Annotated in this window: 23 protein-coding genes and 1 tRNA gene; 9 read left to right on the forward strand and 15 right to left on the reverse strand. The window is 71.3% G+C overall.

Annotated elements, in window-relative coordinates:
* Positions 1 to 63 precede the first annotated feature (63 nt).
* A complete protein-coding gene (locus ACFT2C_RS23700) occupies positions 64 to 651 on the reverse strand; it encodes a hypothetical protein (RefSeq protein ID WP_377209540.1) in 588 nt (195 codons plus the stop codon).
* 201 nt (positions 652 to 852) lie between these two features.
* On the opposite strand from ACFT2C_RS23700, the gene ACFT2C_RS23705 reads away from it, so the two are divergent.
* The 7 genes from ACFT2C_RS23705 (at position 853) to ACFT2C_RS23735 (ending at position 7,469) form a co-directional block, all read left to right on the forward strand.
* Complete coding sequence (locus ACFT2C_RS23705; RefSeq protein WP_377209541.1) at positions 853 to 2,214, forward strand: helix-turn-helix domain-containing protein; 1,362 nt, start codon at positions 853 to 855, stop codon at positions 2,212 to 2,214.
* Positions 2,215 to 2,332: 118 nt separating this feature from the next.
* Positions 2,333 to 3,319 carry an ACP S-malonyltransferase gene (locus ACFT2C_RS23710; protein ID WP_377209542.1) on the forward strand — a complete coding sequence of 329 codons (987 nt, stop codon included), beginning with the start codon at positions 2,333 to 2,335 and terminating at the stop codon, positions 3,317 to 3,319.
* Positions 3,316 to 4,317, forward strand: a complete 1,002-nt coding sequence (locus ACFT2C_RS23715) for a beta-ketoacyl-ACP synthase III (protein ID WP_377209543.1) — start codon at positions 3,316 to 3,318, stop codon at positions 4,315 to 4,317. The genes ACFT2C_RS23710 and ACFT2C_RS23715 overlap by 4 nt, the downstream gene beginning before the upstream one ends.
* A 127-nt stretch (positions 4,318 to 4,444) precedes the next feature.
* Entirely contained in the window at positions 4,445 to 4,693 is a 249-nt protein-coding gene (locus ACFT2C_RS23720) for an acyl carrier protein (protein WP_377209544.1), read from the forward strand.
* Between the two features lie 131 nt (positions 4,694 to 4,824).
* Positions 4,825 to 6,069, forward strand: coding sequence for a beta-ketoacyl-ACP synthase II (gene fabF, locus ACFT2C_RS23725; RefSeq protein ID WP_377209545.1), 1,245 nt, complete (start codon positions 4,825 to 4,827; stop codon positions 6,067 to 6,069).
* 139 nt (positions 6,070 to 6,208) lie between these two features.
* Complete coding sequence (def, locus tag ACFT2C_RS23730) at positions 6,209 to 6,694, forward strand: peptide deformylase (protein ID WP_377209546.1); 486 nt, start codon at positions 6,209 to 6,211, stop codon at positions 6,692 to 6,694.
* 277 nt (positions 6,695 to 6,971) lie between these two features.
* Positions 6,972 to 7,469, forward strand: coding sequence for a DUF3145 domain-containing protein (locus tag ACFT2C_RS23735; RefSeq protein ID WP_377209547.1), 498 nt, complete (start codon positions 6,972 to 6,974; stop codon positions 7,467 to 7,469).
* Here ACFT2C_RS23735 and ACFT2C_RS23740 read toward each other — a convergent pair.
* The 5 genes from ACFT2C_RS23740 to ACFT2C_RS23760 form a co-directional block, all read right to left on the reverse strand.
* Entirely contained in the window at positions 7,421 to 8,371 is a 951-nt protein-coding gene (locus ACFT2C_RS23740; protein ID WP_377209548.1) for an HTTM domain-containing protein, read from the reverse strand. The genes ACFT2C_RS23735 and ACFT2C_RS23740 overlap by 49 nt on opposite strands.
* Complete coding sequence (locus tag ACFT2C_RS23745; RefSeq protein WP_377209549.1) at positions 8,368 to 9,267, reverse strand: DUF5819 family protein; 900 nt, start codon at positions 9,265 to 9,267, stop codon at positions 8,368 to 8,370. Before ACFT2C_RS23745 ends, ACFT2C_RS23740 begins: the two co-directional genes overlap by 4 nt.
* A gap of 100 nt (positions 9,268 to 9,367) precedes the next feature.
* Positions 9,368 to 9,955: a potassium channel family protein gene (locus tag ACFT2C_RS23750; RefSeq protein ID WP_377209550.1), complete on the reverse strand. Its 588-nt coding sequence runs from the start codon at positions 9,953 to 9,955 to the stop codon at positions 9,368 to 9,370.
* A 192-nt stretch (positions 9,956 to 10,147) separates the two neighbouring features.
* Entirely contained in the window at positions 10,148 to 11,386 is a 1,239-nt protein-coding gene (locus tag ACFT2C_RS23755) for an RtcB family protein (protein ID WP_377209551.1), read from the reverse strand.
* A 111-nt stretch (positions 11,387 to 11,497) separates the two neighbouring features.
* A complete protein-coding gene (locus tag ACFT2C_RS23760; protein WP_377209552.1) occupies positions 11,498 to 13,096 on the reverse strand; it encodes an MFS transporter in 1,599 nt (532 codons plus the stop codon).
* Positions 13,097 to 13,255: 159 nt separating this feature from the next.
* On the opposite strand from ACFT2C_RS23760, the gene ACFT2C_RS23765 reads away from it, so the two are divergent.
* A tRNA-Ile gene (locus ACFT2C_RS23765) sits at positions 13,256 to 13,332 on the forward strand.
* A 145-nt stretch (positions 13,333 to 13,477) separates the two neighbouring features.
* Positions 13,478 to 14,887 (forward strand): mechanosensitive ion channel, encoded by a 1,410-nt coding sequence (locus ACFT2C_RS23770; protein ID WP_377209553.1) that lies wholly within the window; start codon positions 13,478 to 13,480, stop codon positions 14,885 to 14,887.
* 57 nt (positions 14,888 to 14,944) lie between these two features.
* Here the strand turns inward: ACFT2C_RS23770 and ACFT2C_RS23775 are convergent, their stop codons facing one another.
* Genes ACFT2C_RS23775 through ACFT2C_RS23815 form a run of 9 tightly spaced genes read right to left on the reverse strand, consistent with a single transcriptional unit; the run spans position 14,945 to position 20,456 of the window.
* The gene (locus tag ACFT2C_RS23775) at positions 14,945 to 15,724 is read right to left on the reverse strand and encodes a GvpL/GvpF family gas vesicle protein (protein ID WP_377209554.1); all 780 of its coding nucleotides are present in this window, start codon (positions 15,722 to 15,724) and stop codon (positions 14,945 to 14,947) included.
* Entirely contained in the window at positions 15,721 to 16,044 is a 324-nt protein-coding gene (locus ACFT2C_RS23780; RefSeq protein WP_377209555.1) for a gas vesicle protein K, read from the reverse strand. The genes ACFT2C_RS23775 and ACFT2C_RS23780 overlap by 4 nt, the downstream gene beginning before the upstream one ends.
* Positions 16,041 to 16,997, reverse strand: a complete 957-nt coding sequence (gene gvpJ / locus ACFT2C_RS23785; RefSeq protein WP_377209556.1) for a gas vesicle protein GvpJ — start codon at positions 16,995 to 16,997, stop codon at positions 16,041 to 16,043. Before gvpJ (ACFT2C_RS23785) ends, ACFT2C_RS23780 begins: the two co-directional genes overlap by 4 nt.
* On the reverse strand, positions 16,990 to 17,424 hold the full coding sequence (locus tag ACFT2C_RS23790; protein WP_377209557.1) for a gas vesicle protein: 435 nt from the start codon (positions 17,422 to 17,424) through the stop codon (positions 16,990 to 16,992). Before ACFT2C_RS23790 ends, gvpJ (ACFT2C_RS23785) begins: the two co-directional genes overlap by 8 nt.
* Before the next feature lie 17 nt (positions 17,425 to 17,441).
* Positions 17,442 to 17,939: a gas vesicle protein GvpO gene (gene gvpO, locus ACFT2C_RS23795; RefSeq protein WP_377209558.1), complete on the reverse strand. Its 498-nt coding sequence runs from the start codon at positions 17,937 to 17,939 to the stop codon at positions 17,442 to 17,444.
* Positions 17,936 to 18,187: a gas vesicle protein GvpG gene (locus tag ACFT2C_RS23800; RefSeq protein ID WP_377209559.1), complete on the reverse strand. Its 252-nt coding sequence runs from the start codon at positions 18,185 to 18,187 to the stop codon at positions 17,936 to 17,938. Before ACFT2C_RS23800 ends, gvpO begins: the two co-directional genes overlap by 4 nt.
* A 3-nt stretch (positions 18,188 to 18,190) precedes the next feature.
* Positions 18,191 to 18,949 (reverse strand): GvpL/GvpF family gas vesicle protein, encoded by a 759-nt coding sequence (locus ACFT2C_RS23805; RefSeq protein WP_377209560.1) that lies wholly within the window; start codon positions 18,947 to 18,949, stop codon positions 18,191 to 18,193.
* Positions 18,939 to 19,403 (reverse strand): gas vesicle protein GvpJ, encoded by a 465-nt coding sequence (gvpJ, locus tag ACFT2C_RS23810; RefSeq protein WP_377209561.1) that lies wholly within the window; start codon positions 19,401 to 19,403, stop codon positions 18,939 to 18,941. The genes ACFT2C_RS23805 and gvpJ (ACFT2C_RS23810) overlap by 11 nt, the downstream gene beginning before the upstream one ends.
* A gap of 33 nt (positions 19,404 to 19,436) precedes the next feature.
* Positions 19,437 to 20,456 (reverse strand): SRPBCC family protein, encoded by a 1,020-nt coding sequence (locus ACFT2C_RS23815; RefSeq protein ID WP_377209562.1) that lies wholly within the window; start codon positions 20,454 to 20,456, stop codon positions 19,437 to 19,439.
* Positions 20,457 to 20,469 lie beyond the last annotated feature (13 nt).

Consider the following 20,469-nt stretch of genomic DNA (forward strand, 5'->3'; position numbering starts at 1 on the left):
TGTCCGGCTCTCCCTGGTGTCACCAAGGGAGAGCCGGACAAGCGCTCTACTTCGCGGACGGGGCTACTTCGGCGAGGCCTGTTCGCTCGCGACTATCGCCTTCTCCAGCTCGTCACGCAGCGGCTTGACCGCCTTCGTGTCGGGGTGCATGTCGAGCGCCCGCAGGTGCTGCCGGGCCTCGAAGGCCCGGTCCGCCTCGAGCGCGGCCAGCACCAGGTGCTTCCCCACGACCGGCGAGTGCTCCCGCACCCGCCAGTGCCCCACACCCAGCCCGAGGGCCTCCACGGGCATCCCCGCGTCGCGCAGGATGGCGAGCCCCTCGGCCAGGGCGCGCCCCTCCGGGTCCCGCTCGGCCGCGGTGCTGAGCCGGCGGACGGCGCCCTCCGGGTCGTCCGCGAGCGACAACCGGCCCAGCTCGATCAGCGGGTACCAGCCCCGCGGGTGCCCCGCCAGCTCCTCGGCCAGCGCCCAGACCGCGAGGTCGGCGTCGCGCTGCTTCGACTCGGCGATCTCCTCGGAGTCTCGCAATGGATCCTCCAGGTCGGGATCCTCGGCGGCCCGACGGCGGACGATCTCCGCCAGGGCGCCGAACGCCTCCTCGTTGTTGGGATCGTCGGTCAATTGGGCGCGCAGGGCGTCCTCGTGCACCACGTCCCCTCGTCGGGGTGCCGACGGCGACGGGCGGCGGGCACCGACCGTGGACGCAGACAGGGGCCGACGGATGAGGCGGCGGAGCCGATGCATCAGGGCCATACCTCGACCCTACAGTTTTCCGCAGTGCGGCAGTGGGATGACGCTGTCTCTAAAGTCCGTTTGTGGACTCTCCACAACCCAGGCTCGTATGCTGCCGGAGTGCCAGCAACTCGACGGGCCGCGCGAGCCACCGCCCCCAAGACCGACCGGGAGGCCGGACCAGCAGCCGACCGCGGCGTCAGCCAGGCCGCCGGTCAGGCCGCCGGCCACGGCACCGGCCAGGACGGCCCGACGTCTGGGGCAGCCCGCGCGGCGTCCCCCGACGCACCCCCGGAAACCCCCGCTGACCAGGCTCGCGAGTCCGCCACGGACCCCGCGGGCTTCCCGATGAACCTGCAGCGGGTCCGCGAGGCGAGCGGCCTGCTGACCGCTGCCGCGATGCGCCGTCTCGACGAGGACCTCACCTGGTACCGCGACCTCCCGGCAGAGGACCGCTCCTACGTCGGCCTCGTCGCCCAGGCCGGGATCAACGCGTTCACCTCCTGGTTCACCGACCCGGACCGGCCGCCGCACGGCGTCAGCGAGATCTTCGCCGCCGCGCCCACCGAGCTGACCCGGTCCATCTCGCTGCAGCACACCCTGCAGCTCGTGCGCGTGGTGGTCGACGTCGTCGAGATGCACTCCGACCGGATCGCCGCGCCCGGCGGGGAGCGCGACCTGCGCGAGGCTGTCCTGCGCTACTCCCGCGAGGTCGCGTTCTCCGCGGCCGAGGTCTACGCCCGCGCCGCCGAGTGGCGCGGCGCCTGGGACGCCCGCCTCGAGGCGCTCGTGGTCGACGCGCTCGTCCGCGGCGACGGCGACGACTCCCTGCGCTCCCGCATCTCCGCGCTCGGCTGGAGCGGCCGCGGCAACGCGCTGGTCGTCGTCGGCCTCGCCACCGACGGGCTGGACGAGATCCGCACCGCCGAGATCCGCCGGGTCGCCCGGCGCGCCGCGGGCGACGCGCTCGTCGGGATCCACGGCGACCGGCTCGTGCTCGTGCTCGGCGGCGAGGGTGACCTCGTGGCCGCCGCCACGTCCCTCCTGAGCCGCTTCGGCACCGGCCCGGTCGTGATCGGCACCCAGGTGCCGAGCCTGACCGACGCCGCCCGGTCCGCCCGGTCGGCGCTCGCCGGGCTGACCGCCGCCCCGGCGTGGCCGCAGGCGCCGCGCCCGGTCATGGCCGACGACCTCCTGCCGGAGCGCGTCCTGACCGGCGACTACACGGCCCGCGCCACGCTGATCGCCCAGGCCTTCACCCCGCTGCAGGACGCCGGCGGCGCCGTGCTGGAGACCCTGTCGGCTTACCTGGGCACCGGCCGCTCGCTGGAGGCCGCGGCGCGCCATCTGTACGTTCACCCCAACACCGTGCGCTACCGGCTCCGCAAGGTGTCGGAGATCACCGGGTGGGACCCGCTCGACGCCCGCGAGTCGTTCGTGCTGCAGGTGGCGCTGGCGCTGGGCCAGCTCGGCCGGGGCTGACCTCAGGCGCTAACCCTTCGCCGAGGTCAGCGCCTTGTAGGTTCTCCACAAGGCCCCCCGATGAGGTTGGTACAGGTCGCGACGTCAGATGAGCTCTCCGGGTTGGCAGAGTGGACGCGTGCTCGCCGTCGTCTGCCCTGGACAGGGCTCTCAGACCCCCGGGATGCTCAGCGACTGGCTCGAGCTGCCCGGTACCGACCAACGCCTCGCCGCGGCCTCCGAGGCCGCGCAGCTGGACCTGATCGCGCACGGCACGACCTCCGACGCGGACACGATCCGCGACACCGCCGTCGCCCAGCCGCTGATCGTCGCGACCTCCCTGCTCGCGTTCCGCGCCCTGCTGGACGGGCGCGCCGCCGCGGACGTCGTGGACGTCACCGCAGGCCACTCCGTCGGCGAGCTGTCGGCGGCAGCGGTAGCAGGCGCCCTGTCGGACGACGGCGCGGCCGGCCTGGTCGCCCGCCGCGCCCGGGCGATGGCCACGGCCGCGGCGGCAGCGCCGTCGGGCATGAGCGCCGTCGTGGGCGGTGACCCGGACGAGGTGCTCGCCGCGATCGAGGCCGCGGGCCTGTGGCCCGCCAACGTGAACGGCGCGGGTCAGACCGTCGCGGCCGGCGCGCTGGAGAACCTCGCCAAGCTGGCCGAGAACCCGCCGACGCGTGCTCGCGTGATCCCCCTGCAGGTGGCTGGCGCGTTCCACACCCCGTTCATGGACGCGGCCCGCGCCGAGTTCGAGCCCGTAGCCCTCGGCTGGGCCGCCGTCGACCCGACGCTGCCGTTCCTCGCGGACCTCGACGGCACGGTTTACACGGGCGGCGCCCACGGCCACGGCACCGGGGCCGACGTGCTCGGCAACCTGGCGCGCCAGGTGACGGCGCCCGTGCGCTGGGACCTGATCATGACGGCCCTCGCCGAGCGCGGCGTGACCGGCCTGGTCGAGCTCGCCCCCGGCGGCGTCCTGACGGGCCTGGCCAAGCGCGGCCTCAAGGGCGTCGAGACCGTCGCGGTGAAGTCGCCCGCCGACCTCGACGCGGCCCGCGAGCTCATCGCGGCGCACAGCACGGCACTTTCCACCGGCACGAGCGCGACCGGAGCAGACCAGTGACCATCCTGCAGCAGGCCCAGCCCACGCAGTTCTCGCGGATCCTCGCGATCAGCGCGGAGCGCGGCGAGCTCGTCGTGACGAACGACGACATCGCGGGCCCCATCGACTCCTCGGACGAGTGGATCCGCCAGCGGACCGGCATCATCACCCGCCGCCGGGCCGGCGCGGACAAGGACGTGCTCGACCTGGCCGAGGCCGCCGCGAACAAGGCGCTCGACGCCGCGGGCCTCGTCGGTGCGGACATCGACGCGGTCATCATCTCGACGATCACGCACATGCACATGACGCCGTCGGCTGCCGCCGTGCTGGCCGACCGCATCGGCGCGACGCCCGCCGCGGCCTACGACATCTCGGCGGCCTGCGCCGGCTACGCGTACGGCATCGGCCAGGCGGACGCCCTGGTCCGCGCTGGGCTGGCCCGGCACGTGCTCGTGGTCGGCGCCGAGAAGCTCAGCGAGATCATCGACCCGACCGACCGCTCCATCTCCTTCCTGCTGGGCGACGGCGCGGGCGCCGCGATCGTCGGCCCGTCGGACACCCCCGGCATCGGCCCGACGGTGTGGGGCTCGGACGGCTCCAAGGCCACCGCGATCCGCCAGACGCACTCCTGGACCGAGCTGCGCGAGGACCCCTCGCTCGGCTGGCCCACGCTGCGCCAGGACGGCCCCACGGTGTTCAAGTGGGCGAGCTTCCAGATGGCACCCATCGCGGAGAAGGCGATGGCCGAGGCGGGCGTGACCGCCCAGGACATCCAGGCCTTCATCCCGCACCAGGCGAACATGCGCATCATCGACCAGGTGAAGAAGCAGCTCGGTCTGCCGGATACGGTGGTGATAGCGCGCGACATCGCCGAGACCGGCAACACGTCGGCGGCGTCGATCCCGCTGGCCGCCGAGCGGCTCCTGTCCGAGGGACAGGCCAAGTCCGGCGACCTCGCCCTCCAGATCGGTTTCGGCGCGGGCCTCGTCTACGCCGCACAAGTAGTGGTGCTGCCGTAGCCGGCGGGCGGTGGCGTCGCAGAATGACCCCGTCGTGCATTCCGGTCGCGGGATGCGCCAAGATCTGACCAGCAAGACTCCGGAGCCCGACGGCTCCGGTGACCGTTACGAAAGATAAGGAAGTCCCATGGCCAACACGGACCAGGAGATCCTCGAGGGCCTCGCCGAGATCGTCGCCGAGGAGACGGGCCTCGACCAGGCCGACGTCCTGCTCGAGAAGTCCTTCACGGACGACCTCGACATCGACTCCCTGTCGATGATGACCATCGTCACGCACGCCGAGGACAAGTTCGGGGTTCGCATCCCGGACGAGGAGGTCAAGAACCTCGCGACCGTCGGCGACGCAGTGAGCTTCATCAAGGGCGCCCAGGACTGAGCCGCCCCCCGACGGCGGCCGCGTGACCCCGCGCGTTGCACGGGCCCGCGCCGCCGTCGGGCACTCGCTGCCCACGAGGCAGCACCATCCGTACCCTGCCCCCTCGTCCCACCACCCTCGGGAGCATCATCATGACCTCCGCACGCGAAGTCGTCGTCACCGGCCTCGGCGCCACCACACCCCTCGGCGGGGACGTGGCATCCACGTGGGAGGCCGCCCTCGCAGGCGTGTCGGGGGCGCGCACCCTGGAGAACGACTGGGCTGAGAAGTACGGCCTGCCCGTGACCTTCGCCGCCACCATCAAGGTGAACCCGGCGGAGGTCCTCTCCCGCCCCGAGACCAAGCGCATGGACCCGTCCGCGCAGTACGCGATGGTCGCGGCGCGCGAGGCCTGGGCCGACGCCGGCAGCCCCGAGGTCGACGGCGAGCGGCTCGGCGCCGTGGTGTCGTCCGGCATCGGCGGCATCCAGACCATCCTGGACGGCTGGGACACGCTCCGGGAGCGCGGCGCCCGCCGCATGCTGCCCATGACCGTCCCCATGCTCATGCCGAACTCGCCGTCGGCGTACGTGTCCCTCGAGTTCGGCGCCCGCGCCGGCACGCACGCCCAGGTGTCCGCGTGCGCCTCGGGCGCCGAGGCCGTCGGCTACGCGGTGGAGATGATCCGCTCCGGCCGGGCCGACGTCGTGGTCGCCGGCGGCACCGAGGCCGCCATCCACCCGATGCCGCTCGGCGCGTTCGCGGCGTCGCGCACGCTCTCGCTGCGCAACGACGACCCGCAGCGCGCCTCCCGCCCGTACGACGTCGACCGCGACGGCTTCGTCCTCGGCGAGGGCGCGGCGGTCCTGATCCTGGAGAGCGCCGAGCACGCCGCCGCCCGCGGCGCCCGGGTCTACGCGAAGGTCAGCGGCGTCGGCCTGTCGTCCGACGCGTACCACATCACCTCCCCGGACCCGGAGGGCACCGGCCAGGTGGCCGCCATGCGCTTCGCGATCCAGGACGCCGGGGTGACGCCCGCCGACATCGTGCACGTCAACGCGCACGCCACCTCCACCAAGGTGGGCGACCTCACCGAGACGGCGTCGATCCGGAAGCTCTTCGGGGCCGACGCCGACCACGTGCAGCTCTCGGCGACCAAGTCCATGACCGGCCACCTGCTGGGCGGCGCCGGCGCCCTCGAGTCCGTGTTCGCGATCAAGGCCGTCGCCGAGCGCCTCGCACCGCCCACGATCAACGTGGACAACCCTGACCCGGAGCTCCAGGTGCCGCTCGTGCGCAACGAGCCGGTGAAGCTGCCGGGCGGCGACATCGCCGCGATCAACAACTCGTTCGGCTTCGGTGGCCACAACGTCGCCCTGGTGATCCAAAACCACTGACGCGCAGTCCCCGCACCTGTCAGACGCTCAGGTCACTCAGGTGATCTGAGCGTCTGACACGTCTGGGCCCCTGCCGGAGGCGGACCCGCCGGGAGCCGCGCATCCGTGTTCCATCGTTATGACATGGGAGAATGCCCGCATGGCAATGCGTGAGATCCGTGTGGTTCCCGACCCAGTACTGCGTACCCCGTGCGACACCGTGACGACCATCGACGACCGCGTCCGCAGCCTGGTCGCCGATCTGGTCGAGACGGTGGACGACGAGGGCCGCGCCGGGCTGGCCGCCAACCAGATCGGCGTCTCGCTGCGAGCCTTCTCGTGGAACATCGAGGGCGAGATCGGCTACGTGATCAACCCGCGCATCGTCGAGCTGGGCGAGGAGCAGCAGGACGGCGGCGAGGGCTGCCTGTCGGTGCCCGGCCTCTGGTACCCGACCGTGCGCGCGAACTACGCGCGGGTCGAGGGCATCGATCTGGACGGCGCGCCGATCACCGTGGAGGGCACCGGGATCATGGCCCGCTGCCTGCAGCACGAGACCGATCACCTCGACGGCATGGTCTACCTGGACCGCCTCCAGAAGGAGACGCGCCGGGCCGCGATGCGGGAGCTCCGCGCGCGCCTCTGAGGGCCCGACGGGCGGGTTTCGTACACCGCTGACCTGTGGGATCGAACTCAAGAATTTTTTATGAGGCACTAGTGGTGGCGCGCCGCTTTAGGCAAGAATGTGCCGGACGGACTCGTCGTACCCGGTGATTTTTTCGACGCCTGCGCGCCGGTTCGCCTCGCATCTCGTCGACGGATCGTGCAGGATGTGGTCCGAAGCACCGCTGTGCAGCCGACCACAGCGTCACCGCCCTGGTGAGGACGTAGGGGAAGACGTACCTCGACCCAGGGAGGAAGACATGGCCGGTGTCATCACGCGGGGTGTGCTTTTTGTGCACTCCGCGCCTCGTGCCCTGTGCCCCCACATCGAGTGGGCCGCGGGGAACGTACTAGGCGTGCGCGTTTCCATGGACTGGACCGCGCAGCCCGCCGGGCGCGGTCTGTACCGTGCCGAGTTCTCGTGGCAAGGTCCCCAGGGCACGGGCGCCAAGCTGGCGTCCGCCCTGCGGGGGTGGTCGCACCTGCGGTACGAGGTTACCGAGGACGCGAGCAACGGGGCCGACGGCGCCCGCTGGTCGCACACCCCCGACCTCGGCATCTTCCACGCCATGACGGACGTGCACGGCAACGTGGTGGTCCAGGAGGACCGCGTCCGTGCCGCCCTCGAGCTCGCCGACCCCCGCGCCATGCGCGACGCGCTCGACCTCGCCCTCGGCGCCGCCTGGGACGACGAGCTCGAGCCGTTCCGCTACGCCGGCCTGGGCGCGCCGGTCCGCTGGCTCCACCAGGTCGGCTGACCCCCGCCCGTCCAGCGGGCTATCGTCGCGTCGCGGAGGAAGACGCAGTCGCCCGCCATCATGAACAGGGAGAAGAACGGCAGCCCCATGACGACGGCGATGCCCACGTGCATGGCGAGCGCGCCGGCCACGCCCGCCGTCCGCAGGTGCCGCTGCAGCAGCAGGAGCGGGAAGGCGAGCTGCAGCGCGAGCGCCCCCCAGGTCACCGCCGGCACGAGCCACTCGCTGCCCGCCACGAGGTCGGCCAGCGCGGGCCACGGCCGGAACTGCGGCAGCAGCAGCGGGTAGTGCACGGCCGACCCGTCGCGCCACTCCTCCCCCAGCAGCTTGAACAGCCCCGACAGCACGTACGCCAGGCAGATCTGCGCGCCCACGGCGAGCACCGCGGCATTGTGGACGAGGTTACGTACCTGACCTCGCCCGGATCGGGCCGACGACGCCGCACCGGCCGCACTCCCCCGGCGTCGGGCACGACTCGTCCGGCGTCGGGCGTCGAGCGACCAGCGGGCGGACGTGTCCGCGAAGCAGAGGTAGAGCAGCAGGATCCGCGCGACGTTCTGGCCCTGGTCGACGATCAGCGGGTTCACGGCAGTCAGGCCCGTCCAGCCGGCCAGGAGCAGCGGCACCGTCCACCGGGCCCGCCAGCCCACCGCGACCAGCGCCGCGACGAGGAGCAGCACCGCGCAGCCCACCGTGAGCGCCAGGTCGCTGGTCAGCGCGTGCCCGCCGAGCGGCGTCGTCCAGCGGGCGCCGGTGCCCCACAGGGCGTGCCGCGCCGGAAAGTTCACCGCCACGTACGCGCCGACCCCCACGCCCAGCGCCACGCGCGTCAGGGCGACACCGTACGTCGCGTGCGCGGACAGGGTCATCCAGCGCACTCCGGACTCCAGCAGGCGGCTCACCGGTCCCCTCCGCGGGACGACGCGCCGGTCCGCAGCGCGTCCCAGGTGGCGCCGAACGCGTCGTCGCCTTGGCCGGGCAGGCGCACGGGCGGGCGGGCGCCGAGCGCGAGCTCGGTCGGCTCGGGCCGCTCGGCCGTCCCGTACGGCGCGAGGGCGTGGCGCACGACGGTGGCCTGGACGTACACGGGCCCCGCGGCGCCGTCGTCCCCGGTCGCGGACGCCTGCAGGACCTGGGTCGCGTAGGCGGCCAGGGCCCGGTCCTCGGCGAGGTAGTCGTCGACGACGCCGGGCGCGGCGCCGGCGTCGAGGAGCGCGACGCGCAGGCCGGGCCAGGGGTCGGCGGGCGCCGGCCCGGTGGCCGGGACGCTCGGGGGCGGCCGCAGGACGACGCCCCGGGCCGCCGTGGGCAGTGCGAGGAACGCGGCACGGACCCCCGCTGCCAGACGGCGGGACGGCCGCTCCGTCGCCGCCGGGAGCAGGTGCTCGGTCAGGGCGCCGATCTCGACCGCCGTCGTGTCGATCCAGGGACCTGGGACCAGCTCGCCGGCGGGCCCGTCGACGTAGATGCCGCGCACCGCCAGCGTGTAGTCGACGTGCACGGGCGAGGGCGCGAAGAGCGACCAGTTCTGGGCGAGGACCGGGGTCATATAGGCCTCCAGCGCCCGGTGGACGCCGGTGGCGGGTGCTTCGCCGGCGGGGACCTCGCCGTCCGGCAGGCCCGTCAGGTAGCCCGGCGCCGCCCACAGGAACGTCGCCACGAAGTGCGCGAGCAGGAGCGCCCAGACCGTGACGACGAGGGCGCGAACGCGCCCGGAGACGACCGGGCCGGCGTCGGGCGGCCCTGCGCCCTCGACCGGGACGGGGCACGTGCCCTCGTCGCCCTGTGTGCTGTTCACCGCGCACAGGCTGCCAGAGGCACCTGTCCCGATCCAGCCCGTCTCGGACCCCGACGCCGTTCCGGCCCGTCTGTGCGCGCCGGGCGTGAGCCGCGGCCGGTCAGGCTTCGGTCGTCCGACCCTTCTTGACCGCGCCGATGATCACGCGGATCCCCAGGCCGAGGATGACGAGGTCCAGCAGGATCTGGCCGGAGACGAGCAGCCTGACCGCCTCCGACCGAGGCACGACGTCCCCGAAACCGACAGTGGCGAACGTGGTGATGGTGAAGTACAGCGCGTCAGATCGGGTCAGCGGCTCACTGAACGTCGCCGGCGCCTGGTAGCTGAGCACGAAGTAGGTCGACGCGAACAGCAGCAGGAAGAACGGAACGAGAGTCGCCAGGGCATGGATCGCTCTGATGCCGGGCAACCTGGACCGGATGATGGAACGAACCTCCCAGTACGCCGTCGCCGCGAACCCAGCGAGGCCGAGGATCAGTATGAGCGTCAGGTGCGACACCGAGTCCCGGTCGAGCGGTAACAGGTAGTAGAGCACCACCAGGAGCACCGACGTCGCGCCGGCGCGCAGCAGACCGAACGTGATCATCGTGCGTCGTCGCCAGGCGCTCGTGCCGCCCGGCTCTGCTCCCGCACCGCTGCTTCGGGCTTCGGCACCTCCGCCGTCCTGCTGCGGATCGCGTGCTTGCACGTGGGCCACCTCCTGGAACCTGGATCCACTCTGATCCTGGATGCTCGCGACGGCCACCGCGACCTCGCGAGCAAGGGACCGGGTGCTGCCGCCCGCGGCCGACGCGCGACCACCCGCCGTCGCGGGCGGTCGCGCGTCGCGCGACCACGGGTTGCCGTGCCCTCACCGACTGGGCGGCGTGCCGAGCGGACGTCAGCCCTTGACGCAGAGCACCGTCCGCAGCCGGGCCACGACCTCTACGAGGTCGGACTGCGCGGCGATCACCGCGTCGAGGTCCTTGTAGGCCCCCGGGATCTCGTCGAGCACGCCCCGGTCCTTGCGGCACTCGACGCCCTCGGTCTGGGCCGCGAGGTCCTCGACCGTGAACTCCTTCTTGGCCCGGGTCCGCGACATCCGCCGGCCCGCGCCATGCGACGCCGACCAGTACGACGCGGGGTTGCCCAGACCGCGCACCACGTACGAGCCCGTGCCCATCGATCCGGGGATGAGGCCCAGGTCGCCCCGGCCCGCCCGGATCGCGCCCTTGCGGGTGACGATCAGCTCCGCGCCGTCGACCTGCTCGCGCGCCACGTAGTTGTGGTGCACGTTCACGCCCTCGTTGAAGGTGAGCTCTCGGCCGCCGTCGGACATCTCCGCGAACTCCTCCCGGACCGCCTGGACCGCGAGCGCCATCATGACCGCCCGCGAGCGTGCGGCGTACTCCTGCGCCCACCACAGGTCGTTGAGGTACGCGTCCATCTGGGGCGTGCCAGCGAGGAACACGGCGAGCTCGCGGTCCACGAGGCCCTTGTTGTGCTCCAGGTCCTTGGCGATGCGGACGTGGTGCTCGGCGAGCTCCTTGCCAATGTTGCGGGAGCCGGAGTGGAGCTGGAGCCAGACCTGGTCGTCCTGGTCCAGGCACACCTCGACGAAGTGGTTGCCGCCGCCGAGCGAGCCGAGCTGCTTGCGTGCCCGGGTCTCGAGCTGCCGCACCTTGGGGTTCAGCGTCTCGAACCGGTCCCAGAACACCTGCTCGCCGCGCAGCCGCTCCTGGCCTCCGGACCCCTTGACGGGCCGCAGCCGGCGCAGGTCCACGGGCTCGTCGTGCGCGTGGAACCCGACCGGGATCGCGGCCTCGATCCGCTTGCGGAGGCGGGAGAGGTCGTCGGGCAGGTCGCTCGCGGTCAGCGAGGTACGCACACCGATCATGCCGCAGCCGATGTCGACGCCGACGGCGTTGGGCGACACGGCGTCGCGCATGGCGATGACAGAGCCGACGGTCGCGCCCTTGCCGAGGTGGACGTCGGGCATCACGCGGACACCCTCGACCCAGGGCAGGGCGGAGATGTTGCGCAGCTGGTTCAGTGCCGCGTGGTCGACGTCGTGCTCGTGCGCCCACATGAGGGTCCGGGCCCGGGCGCCCGACAGGGCGACCGGGAAGTTCGAGGACATGGGAGTGCTCCAGTCGTGTTGGGTGTTTGGCTCGCAGAACCTATGGGCCGACGGCGGGCGCGCGCCAGGACATTTCGCGCGCACGCGGGGCGGGCCGGTGCCGCGCCGGGTTCAGCCGAGGTCCGTCCCGTCGAGCGAGGTCGACGGCTTGCGGTCGGGCAGCCGCATCATGCGGAAGGAGTTGCCGAGCCCGACGAGGCTAGCGAGCAGCGGCACGAGCAGGGCCACCTGCAGCGAGCGGTTTCGGGCGTCGTTGTTGATGGCCAGCACCTCGGTCTCGACCTCCGGCGGCTGACCCGTGATCTGCTCCGCGAGCTGGGTGTTGCTCATGACCTCGGCGTCGGTCTCGAGCGCGATGGCGATCTGCTGCTGCTCGGCCGCGGGGATGACCGAGCTGTCCTCGGTCAGCTGGTTGAAGCTGAAGGCGAGGACGGCGAGCAGGAGGCCCCCGGACATGGCGAGGCCGAAGGAGAGGCCGAAGGACCCGGCCGCCGAGTTGACGCCGGCGGCCTCGCTGACCCGTTCCTCCTCGATGGGGGCGAGGGTGTAGTTGTTGAGCTGGGAGACCAGCAGGCCGAGCCCGCAGCCCGCGATCGCGAGCGGGAGCGTGAGGTACCAGCCGCTGTCGACGCGGGGGACGAGCGGGATGATGACGGCGATCCCGAGGCTGGCCAGCAGGAACCCGGCGCGGATGATCGCGGCCGGCCGTCGGCGCCCGCTCCTCCTGCCCGCCACGATCGCCGCCGCGAACATGGTCAGCGAGAGCGGGGTCAGGGCCAGGCCCGCCTGGAGCGCGTTGTACTCGAGGGTCATCTGCAGGAACAGCGGCAGGGCGATCATGGCCCCGCCAAGAGTGATCTGCTGGAGCATCTGGCCCGTGACCCCGGTGGTGAAGGTGGGATGGCGGAACAGGCCGGGGTCGAGCAGGGGGACCTTGTGCTCGCGGACACGTCGTACGAGCCACCGGGCGAGCGCTACCAGCGCCGCGAACCCGACCACCATGAGCAGGCCGACGAACTCACCGCCCTCCTGCCAGACCAGGATCCCGAGCACCACCCCGCCCATGCCGATCACGGACAGGATCGCGCCGACGACGTCGACCTGGCGGGAGCCGGTGTAGGGGACGTCGCGCACCAGCCTGATCTGGCTCAGGACGACGGCGATGATGAGCGCCTCCAGCCCGAACCCGACCCGCCACGACAGGTAGGTCGTGACGAACCCGCCCAGCAGCGGGCCGATCGCGGCGGCGATGGCCGCCGCCGCGCCGACCATGGCATACGCCTGCTTCTGGGCGGCACCGGTGAAGTTGCCGTGGATCAGCGACTGCATCGCCGGCAGGAGCAACGACGCCCCGAGCCCGCCGATGATCGCCCAGAAGACGACGATGGCCGTGAGGCTCTGCGCGAGCGTCATGGCCACCGCCCCGGTCGCGTACGCCAGCAACCCGATGACGTACGCGCGCTTGCGCCCGATCAGGTCGCCCACCTTGCTGTTGATCAGGATGAACGCCGCCGAGACCAGCGCCTCGAGCGCGATGGCGGACTGCACGCCGCTGGCCGTGGTGTCCAGGTCCGTGACGACCGCGGAGATCGACACGTTCATCAACGAGGTGTCAACGACGAGCACGAACATCGCTGCCGCCAGCAGCAGCATGAGCCGTCGGTTCTTCGCGCCCCCAGGTTCGGTGCCTTCGCCCGGTCCGGTACTCATGTCGCCGCCTCGTCCCGTCGCTCAGGATCGAGACTACCGAGGCCGACGGCGCGGGGCGCGCCAGGACATCTCGAAGCCACCCTGGGGAGGTGCCCGCGCGGGCCGCGCCGGCACCAGCCGCCCGACGCAGTAAGATTCCCCCGCGGCTTCGTGCCGCAGGCCCCGTTAGCTCAGCTGGTCAGAGCAGGAGACTCATAATCTCTCGGTCACAGGTTCAAGTCCTGTACGGGGCACCACCCTGAGGATCTACGGTCACGCCTTACTCATCGACGTCACACGCATCAAGTAGCGAGTGAAACGGAGATGGGTAACGTCCACAGTAAGCCGCGACGCACCTTCACCTGTGCGGCATCGAGGTTTGCTTGAGGGAGGACGAAGGAGATGGACATCGTAGAAGATTACGACTGGGCCGGGATCCTAGGGACGATCGTCATCGTCCTCCTGATCCTCATCGTCACGTGGATCGTCGCCCGGTTGGTCAGGTGGGCGGTCGCCAAGCTCGTGTCGCGGATCGGGTTCCTGCAACGTCAAGGAGCTGACGGTCAAGACGTCGGCACATCGATCGGGCAGATCGTCGCGCTTCTGATCTGGCTGTTCGGCCTCATCGCCGTGCTGCAGGTGCTGCAGCTCGAAGAGGTGCTGGGACCGCTCCAGGGCATGCTCGAGACGATCCTCAACTACCTGCCGAACATCATCGGTGCGGCAGTTGTGTTCTTCATCGGGTACCTCATCGCCAAGATCGTCAAGCAGATCATTGTCGCGGCACTTGGCACGGTCAACTTCGCACGCATGTTCGGCAAGGCCAGATCAGCGGCCGCTCGGGAAACGGGTGCGGAGCCGACCACGACCGGCGAGACCTATGACCCGGCCGGCGGGACCTATCGCCCGGCGACGGGTGAGGCCACCGCGGTCGACACCGAGCACGAGGCCCGCGAGACGAACGCCCGCATCGCCTCGGTCCTCGGGAACCTTGCCTTCGCCGTGATCATCATCGTCGTGGCCATCGCGGCGCTGCAGGTCCTCGGCATCTCGGCGATCTCCGACCCGGCCACGGACATGCTGACCCTGATCCTCGGGGCGATCCCGGCGATCATCGCGGCGTTGATCGTCCTGGGTATCGGCTACCTCATCGCGAGGTTCGTCGCCGACCTCCTGGAGAGCACGCTGCGGGGCATCGGCACCGACGAGGCGATCCGGAACGTCGGGGTCACGACGGGCCGCACCAGCCCGTCGACGATCATCGCGAAGATCGCCCAGGTCGCGATCATCGTCTTCTTCGCGATCATGGCCGCGCAGCTCCTGGGCTTCGCGACGATCACCGACCTCCTCGACGAGGTGCTGGCGCTGACCGGCCGCGTCCTGTTCGGCGGCGCGATCATCGCCGTCGGCTTCTTCGTGGCCAACCTCATCAGGCGGGCGATCGGCGAGGGCACCGCCGGCACGATCTTCCGGTACGCGACGATCATCTTGTTCTCGGCCATCGGCCTGCAGTTCATGGGCCTGGCGGACTCGATCATCAACCTCGCGTTCGGCTCGATCGTCGTCGGTGCGGCCCTGGCCGCGGCCCTGGCCTACGGGCTGGGTGGTCGCGACGTCGCGCACCGGTCGCTGGAGAGACTCGAGCGCAGTATGGAGACGTCGCCCACGGCGCCGCCCCGGACGACGCCGCCGCCTCCGACGACGCCGCCCACGCCGCCACCTCCGACAACGCCGCCCACGCCGCCACCTCCGACAACGCCGCCACCTCCGACGACGCCGCCCACGCCGCCTCCGACCGGTCCGGCCTACTGAGGCCCCGCCGGCCTCACAGGGCGCTCGCGGATCCCGTCCGCGAGCGCCCTGGGATGGCTACGACGTCGGAGCGTCTGACACGTCCGCGAAGGAGTACGGGGGCCATGGCCCGAGGTACCGGATGCGGGCAGCGGGCTGCTCGTCCCGGATCGCCGCCAGCTCGCGCCCGACGGCTTCGCGTTCCTCCTGCCGGACCAGCAGGGAGAAGCTGAGCACGGGGACGACGCCGGGCTCGGCGCGGGCGCTCCGGTTCTCCGTGAGCTCCTGGGACACCCCGGCGAGCCGACGGCGGTACTCCTGGTACAGCTCGTCGGCGAGGGCGCCGGTGACGTCGCGCTCGATCCGGTCCAGCTTCTTGCGCAGGAGACGCTGGACGCCGGGCGGCCGTCCTTCCAGCTCGGCGCGGACGGCCTCGGCACCCGGATCCCCTCGCGCGGTCTCCTGCTGGTCGAGCCCGATCTCCACCCGGAGCTCGACGCGGTCATCAAGCTGGTCGAGCCGTGCCAGGAGCTCTTCGGCGTGCGTCGTGAGCCAGTCCTCGAGCCGGCCGCGCGCCGACTCTTCCTCGGTGCCGGCGACGATCACGTTGAACGTCATCGGCAGCAGCGTGCTCCGACGCTGCCAGAGGCGGTCGACGGCGTCATTGTGCTCCACGACCCACCGCCGGACCTCGTCGTCGGCACCCGTGTACGGGCCGCCTGCATGGTGGTGGACCACGGCGGAGAGTCCCCCGTCGATCGTCACGACGTGCAGCGGTGCGCCGTCGATGCCGGTGCCGGGGTCAGCCGGCACGCCCCGCACGATGGCGTAGACATACAGCCCCTCTGGGCTGGTCACGAGTCCTCCGCCCGGGCTTCGCCGGACCACCGAGCCGGATCGACGAGCTTGTCGACCAGGTCGTCGACGACGTCGTCGAGCCCGCGCCGCAGGTCGGCGACCGAGGCCGTCAGGCCGTGGTCGGCCTTGATCGCCTCGAGCGCGTCGTCGAGGTCGAGCAATGCCTGGCCGAGGCGCTCCTGCTCCTCCTCGGTGAGGTCGCCGCTCTCGAGGCGTCGCACCGCCTGGCCCTCGAGTGCTTCCTGGATGACCTCGACGAGCGTGACCACGAGGGTCAGGAGGCCGTTCTTGAGGCTGCTCTCGTCGACTCGCAGTGTCATGTCTGCCCTCCTGTCCGTGACTGCGTGCGGGCGTCGGAGACTTTCGACAGGGCGGTCGCCCACCCTGTCGTGTCCTTGGTGGCCAGACGGACGGTTGTCGAGTCGCCACGCACGACGAGCATCTGGCGGCCCACCGGCGTCCGGCCACGGACCAGGTCGACGGACCGGATCTGGTCCGGTCTCAGCCGGACCGCTGGCCGCACGTCTCGGACTCCCTTCCAGGTCAGGCCGTTGGTGCGGTCGAGCGTCCCGGTCCCCCCACGCCACACCGAACCGCCGGCGAGGTCCTCCCGATACCAGACCAGGGCCTGGAACGGCGCCGGCCGGCGCGCGGGTACTGGCGCACCACTTCCCGGTGCGTGCTCGCGCAGCTGGGCGACGAGGCTCTCGGGTGCCGCGGCCGAGAGCAGAGTGGTCCCGGCGCGTGTGGTCAGGGCCACCCGGGTGCGCTCCTCTCCTCCAGCGCTCAGCTCGGCCTGCGTGCCCACCCCGGTGATCTCGTCGAGGGTCGCCTGCCAGAGCAGCTCGCGCGGCTCGGCCCGCCAGACCATGAGCCGCCGGGTGGTGAGGTAGACGGTGCCCGGGCGCCACGTGACGTATGGCTCTTCCTGACGGTGCCCGCCCGCCATGCGGGCGATGACGTCCTCGTCGTCGGCGAGCGGGACGCGGCGCGCGAGCGAGCGGCGCACCCACTCACGGGTCTGCTCGTCCCAGGCGCGCATCATGCCGTGCTCGAGCATCGTCTCGATGCCGCCGACCATGGCGCGCAGGCTCACACCGATCAACGGGATGTCCGCCACGGTGACGATGAGGTCGAGATCGAGGTAGACGCCCTTGTCGAGCAGCACGTCCAGGAGGTCGGGCAGGGTGACACGCAGGTCCCGGGTCGGCTCCATGGCTGACCGGGAGTCGCGTTCGGGTCCCGACCGCGCTGTCATCACATTCTCAGCCATCGCGATCGACGTCCTCGTCCGGCGGCGACGCACCCTGGGCGGGCTCCAGGCCAGGGGCCGAGGCCTCGCGGAGCGCCTGGGCGCTCTGCCATCCGCACCACGGGCAGTACTCCTCGAGCAGCTGGGCCGCCGGCGAGCTCTTGCCGCAGCTCGGGCAGGTCTCCTTCCGTTCGAGTGCCTGTCGCCAGGCCACCGTGTCTCTGTCCGTGCCCGCCGGGAACTCCAGGCCGTAGCGTGCCGCGGTGTCGAACGAGGCGAGAGCGGCTCTGATCCGGATGCCGAGGAGCTCGACGCCGCCGACCGACACCATGATGTCGGCGTTGAGCACGAGCCCCTTGTCCAGGACCGTCTCGATGACATTGTCCAGCGTGCCCTCGCGCGAGCGGCGCGGTTCGAGGGCGTCGCCGGGGCCGCTGCGGACGGTCATGGTGCCGGGCTCGCGCTTCAAGAACCTACCCGGCCGCGGACGTACCGCCGGCCGCGGTGGAAGCCGAGGAGCCCGCCGTCGGCGGCCAGCCGCACGTGGTACTCGGCCATGATGTCGGAGGTGCTCGGGATGTGTTCGTCCTCGAGCACCTCGAGGGTGACCTGCCACGTGTCGTCGTCGCGCTCGACGCCGACGACGCCCTCCACGGTGTCCTGGGCGAGCACGGTGAACTCCTCGAGGGCTTTCCGGACCGCCGCACGGGCGTCGATCGTGTCCGGCTTCGTGGGCGGCTCCGGCGTCCGGCCCTCGTCCTGCGACTCGACGTCGCCCTCCTCCTGGCCCTCGTCCTGACGCTCCTCCTGACGCTCGACGTCGGCCTCGTCCTGGCGCTCGACGTCGGCCTCGCGCGGGCGCGCCCGCTGCGCGGGGCGGTGCGCCGGCCGGGCGTGCGGGTCGCGGTGCCGGCGGCGGGGACGATCCTCGGAGGCGGGCGCGTCCGCCGGTTCCTGGTTCATGGCTCTCCTTGCCGCCGACGGCGGTTCGCTTCGAGGAGCCTGGTCACGAGGGCTTCCTCCAACGCATCGGCCTCGGTGTCATCGATCGAGCCGTCCTCCCGGGCCTCGGCTATCTGGTCGAGCTGTCGACGGATGGCGCCGGGGTCGTAGTACTCACGCTCAGCCTCCTCGCGCACCTGTTCGGCGATCCAGACGACGCCCCGTACCGGCGCCAGCGGCAGCGAGACCAAGGCACTGAACAGGCCCACGGTTCACACCTCCTCCGCGAAGTCGTAGGGCGCCTGCGGTCCGACGAGGCGGAGGGTGATGCGCCCCACCAGTCCGGCAGCCACGTCCTCGAGCGCGTCCTCGAAGCGTGCCACCGCGTCACGCCGGACGAGGAGGGCAGCATCGAGCACGACGTCGACCTGCGTGACCTCCCGGTGCCTGAGCTCCTGGACGAGCGGCACGACCGCACCTTCGAGGAAGTCGGCATCCGCCGCCCGCTTGCGGTCGAACCCCGCGACGACGAGCTCGCCCAGCCGGATACGTGCGTCACGCATCGCCTCCTCGGGCTGTCCGCGGGTGATCTCCCGGAGCCGGCGGATCTCCGGGTCCTCGCGGACGAGCTCGGCGATGATGGCGTCCTGGTCGTAGCGCGCGGTCAGGCTGAGCTGGACGACATCGGCCAGCTTGCGCAGGTTGTCGACGTAATCCTGCTGGCGCTCGGCGGGGAGCGCCGATCCGATCGCGTCAAGGCCGTCGGCGGTCGCGCCGAACTGGATCGGCAGCACCGCCCCCCTGCCTGCCATGGTGTCGACCACCGCTGCGTGTGCCCGTACCTCGGCAGCACGGCCGAGGACCTCGCCGCCGGGGAGGTCCGACACGAGGGCGGTGACGTGCGCGAGCCGCTCGGCGTGCACCGGCTCGTCCTGAACCCCGATCAGGCCGTCCGGTACACGCTCGTCGAGCTGCACCAGGCCGTAGAGATAGAGGCTCTGCCCGGCGCGCTGCTCGTGGTCATCGCTCACGCCTGCTCCTCTGCGGTGTAGTCCGGCCCTGCCGCCTCTGTGGTTCCTTCCGCGCCCTCGGCTGGTCCTCGTCCTGATCCTCATCCTTGGACTTGGACTTGGACTTGTCGTCGCCCGAGCCGATCAGCGCCTCCTTCGCGCCCTGGAGCATGCCCTTCGTCTTCCCGCTGCTGCCGCTCTCGCTCATGTCCTCCACGAGCTCCGGCAGGTCGCGCCCACCGACTTGTTCGAGGTCCAGCCGGTTGGCGGCCTTTGCGAAGCGCAGGTAGGTGTCGACGCTCGCGATCACGATGCGGGCGTCGATGGTGAGGACCTCGATACCGACGAGCGAGACCCGGACGAAGACATCGAGGACAAGACCTTTGTCGAGGATGAGCTCGACGACATCGGCCAACGAGGAGGGCTGGGGGCGCTCGACGTACCCCCGGGGGCTGGATCTCGCGACTTCTGCCATGCTGCCTCCTTGGTGAGCCCCCCGCTCCGCTGCTTACCGAGCTGGGCTCGGGGCCTCCTGTGGCACCTCCTCGTCTTCCGACTCCTCGTCGTACGGCTCTTCCTCCTCGGACTCCGCCTGAGAGGACTCTTCCTCGAGCACCTCGTCATGGGTGCGTATGACTTCCCCGTCCTGGATCTCAGCGCGGTAGCCCTCGAGATCGTCGGGGTCGAGCATGACGTCGGTCATGACGTACCGGACGAATTGCTTCAGCTCCAGACGGAGGCGCCGGTTCACCGCCCGCCAGATGTTCGCCGTCTTCTCCACGAATCCGCCGGGGTGGTACTCGACCACCAGGACGATCCGGGTCAGCTCCTCGGCGAGGGAATGGAAGGTCACGACACCACTGAGGTGCCCCTTCGGGCCGGTCGAGTCCCACACGATCCGCCTGCCCGGCACCTGGTCGACGATGGTTGCGTCCCACTGGCGGTGCGACCAGAACACCTGCCCCTGGAACGAGACCGTCCCCTCGTCCGGGTCGAGCTCGGCGTGCTCGACCTTCTTCATGAACTCGGGCCAGCGGTCGTACTCCGTCCAGGCGTCGAAGACGATGTCGACCGGGGCGCCGACATCGATCGCCTCGACGATGTTGTTGAACTTGAAGCCACTGTTCCCGTCGCCACGGCCACCGAGCGCGTCCTTGACCTTGTCCGTCACGCCCGTCGCGGACTCCTTGATGTTGGTCGCGGTGTCCTTGAGGCCGGTTGCGGACTCCTTGATGTTGGTGAAGACCTGCTTGACGCCGGTCGCGGCACCTGCGAGGCCCGCCTTGAGGGGTGAGCCCTTGTCGACCATCTCCTTCGCGCCCTTGGCTGCGGCCGCGGTGCCAGGAGAGGGCCTTCCCTCCGCGTAGTCGGTGAGGCGCTGCGTCAACCCGCCTGTCTTCTCGGCCACCTTGTCGACCGCACGACCACCGAGGGCATGGGCGAGACCGCCCAGCGAGTCCTTCAGGGAGGAGGCAACCGGGCTGAGGCCAGGAGCCTTCTCGGGTGCCACCGGGGACTTGTTGCTCATGACACTCTCCTCT

The sequence above is a fragment of the Promicromonospora sp. NPDC057138 genome, from assembly GCF_042670845.1.
Lineage (GTDB): Bacteria > Actinomycetota > Actinomycetes > Actinomycetales > Cellulomonadaceae > Promicromonospora.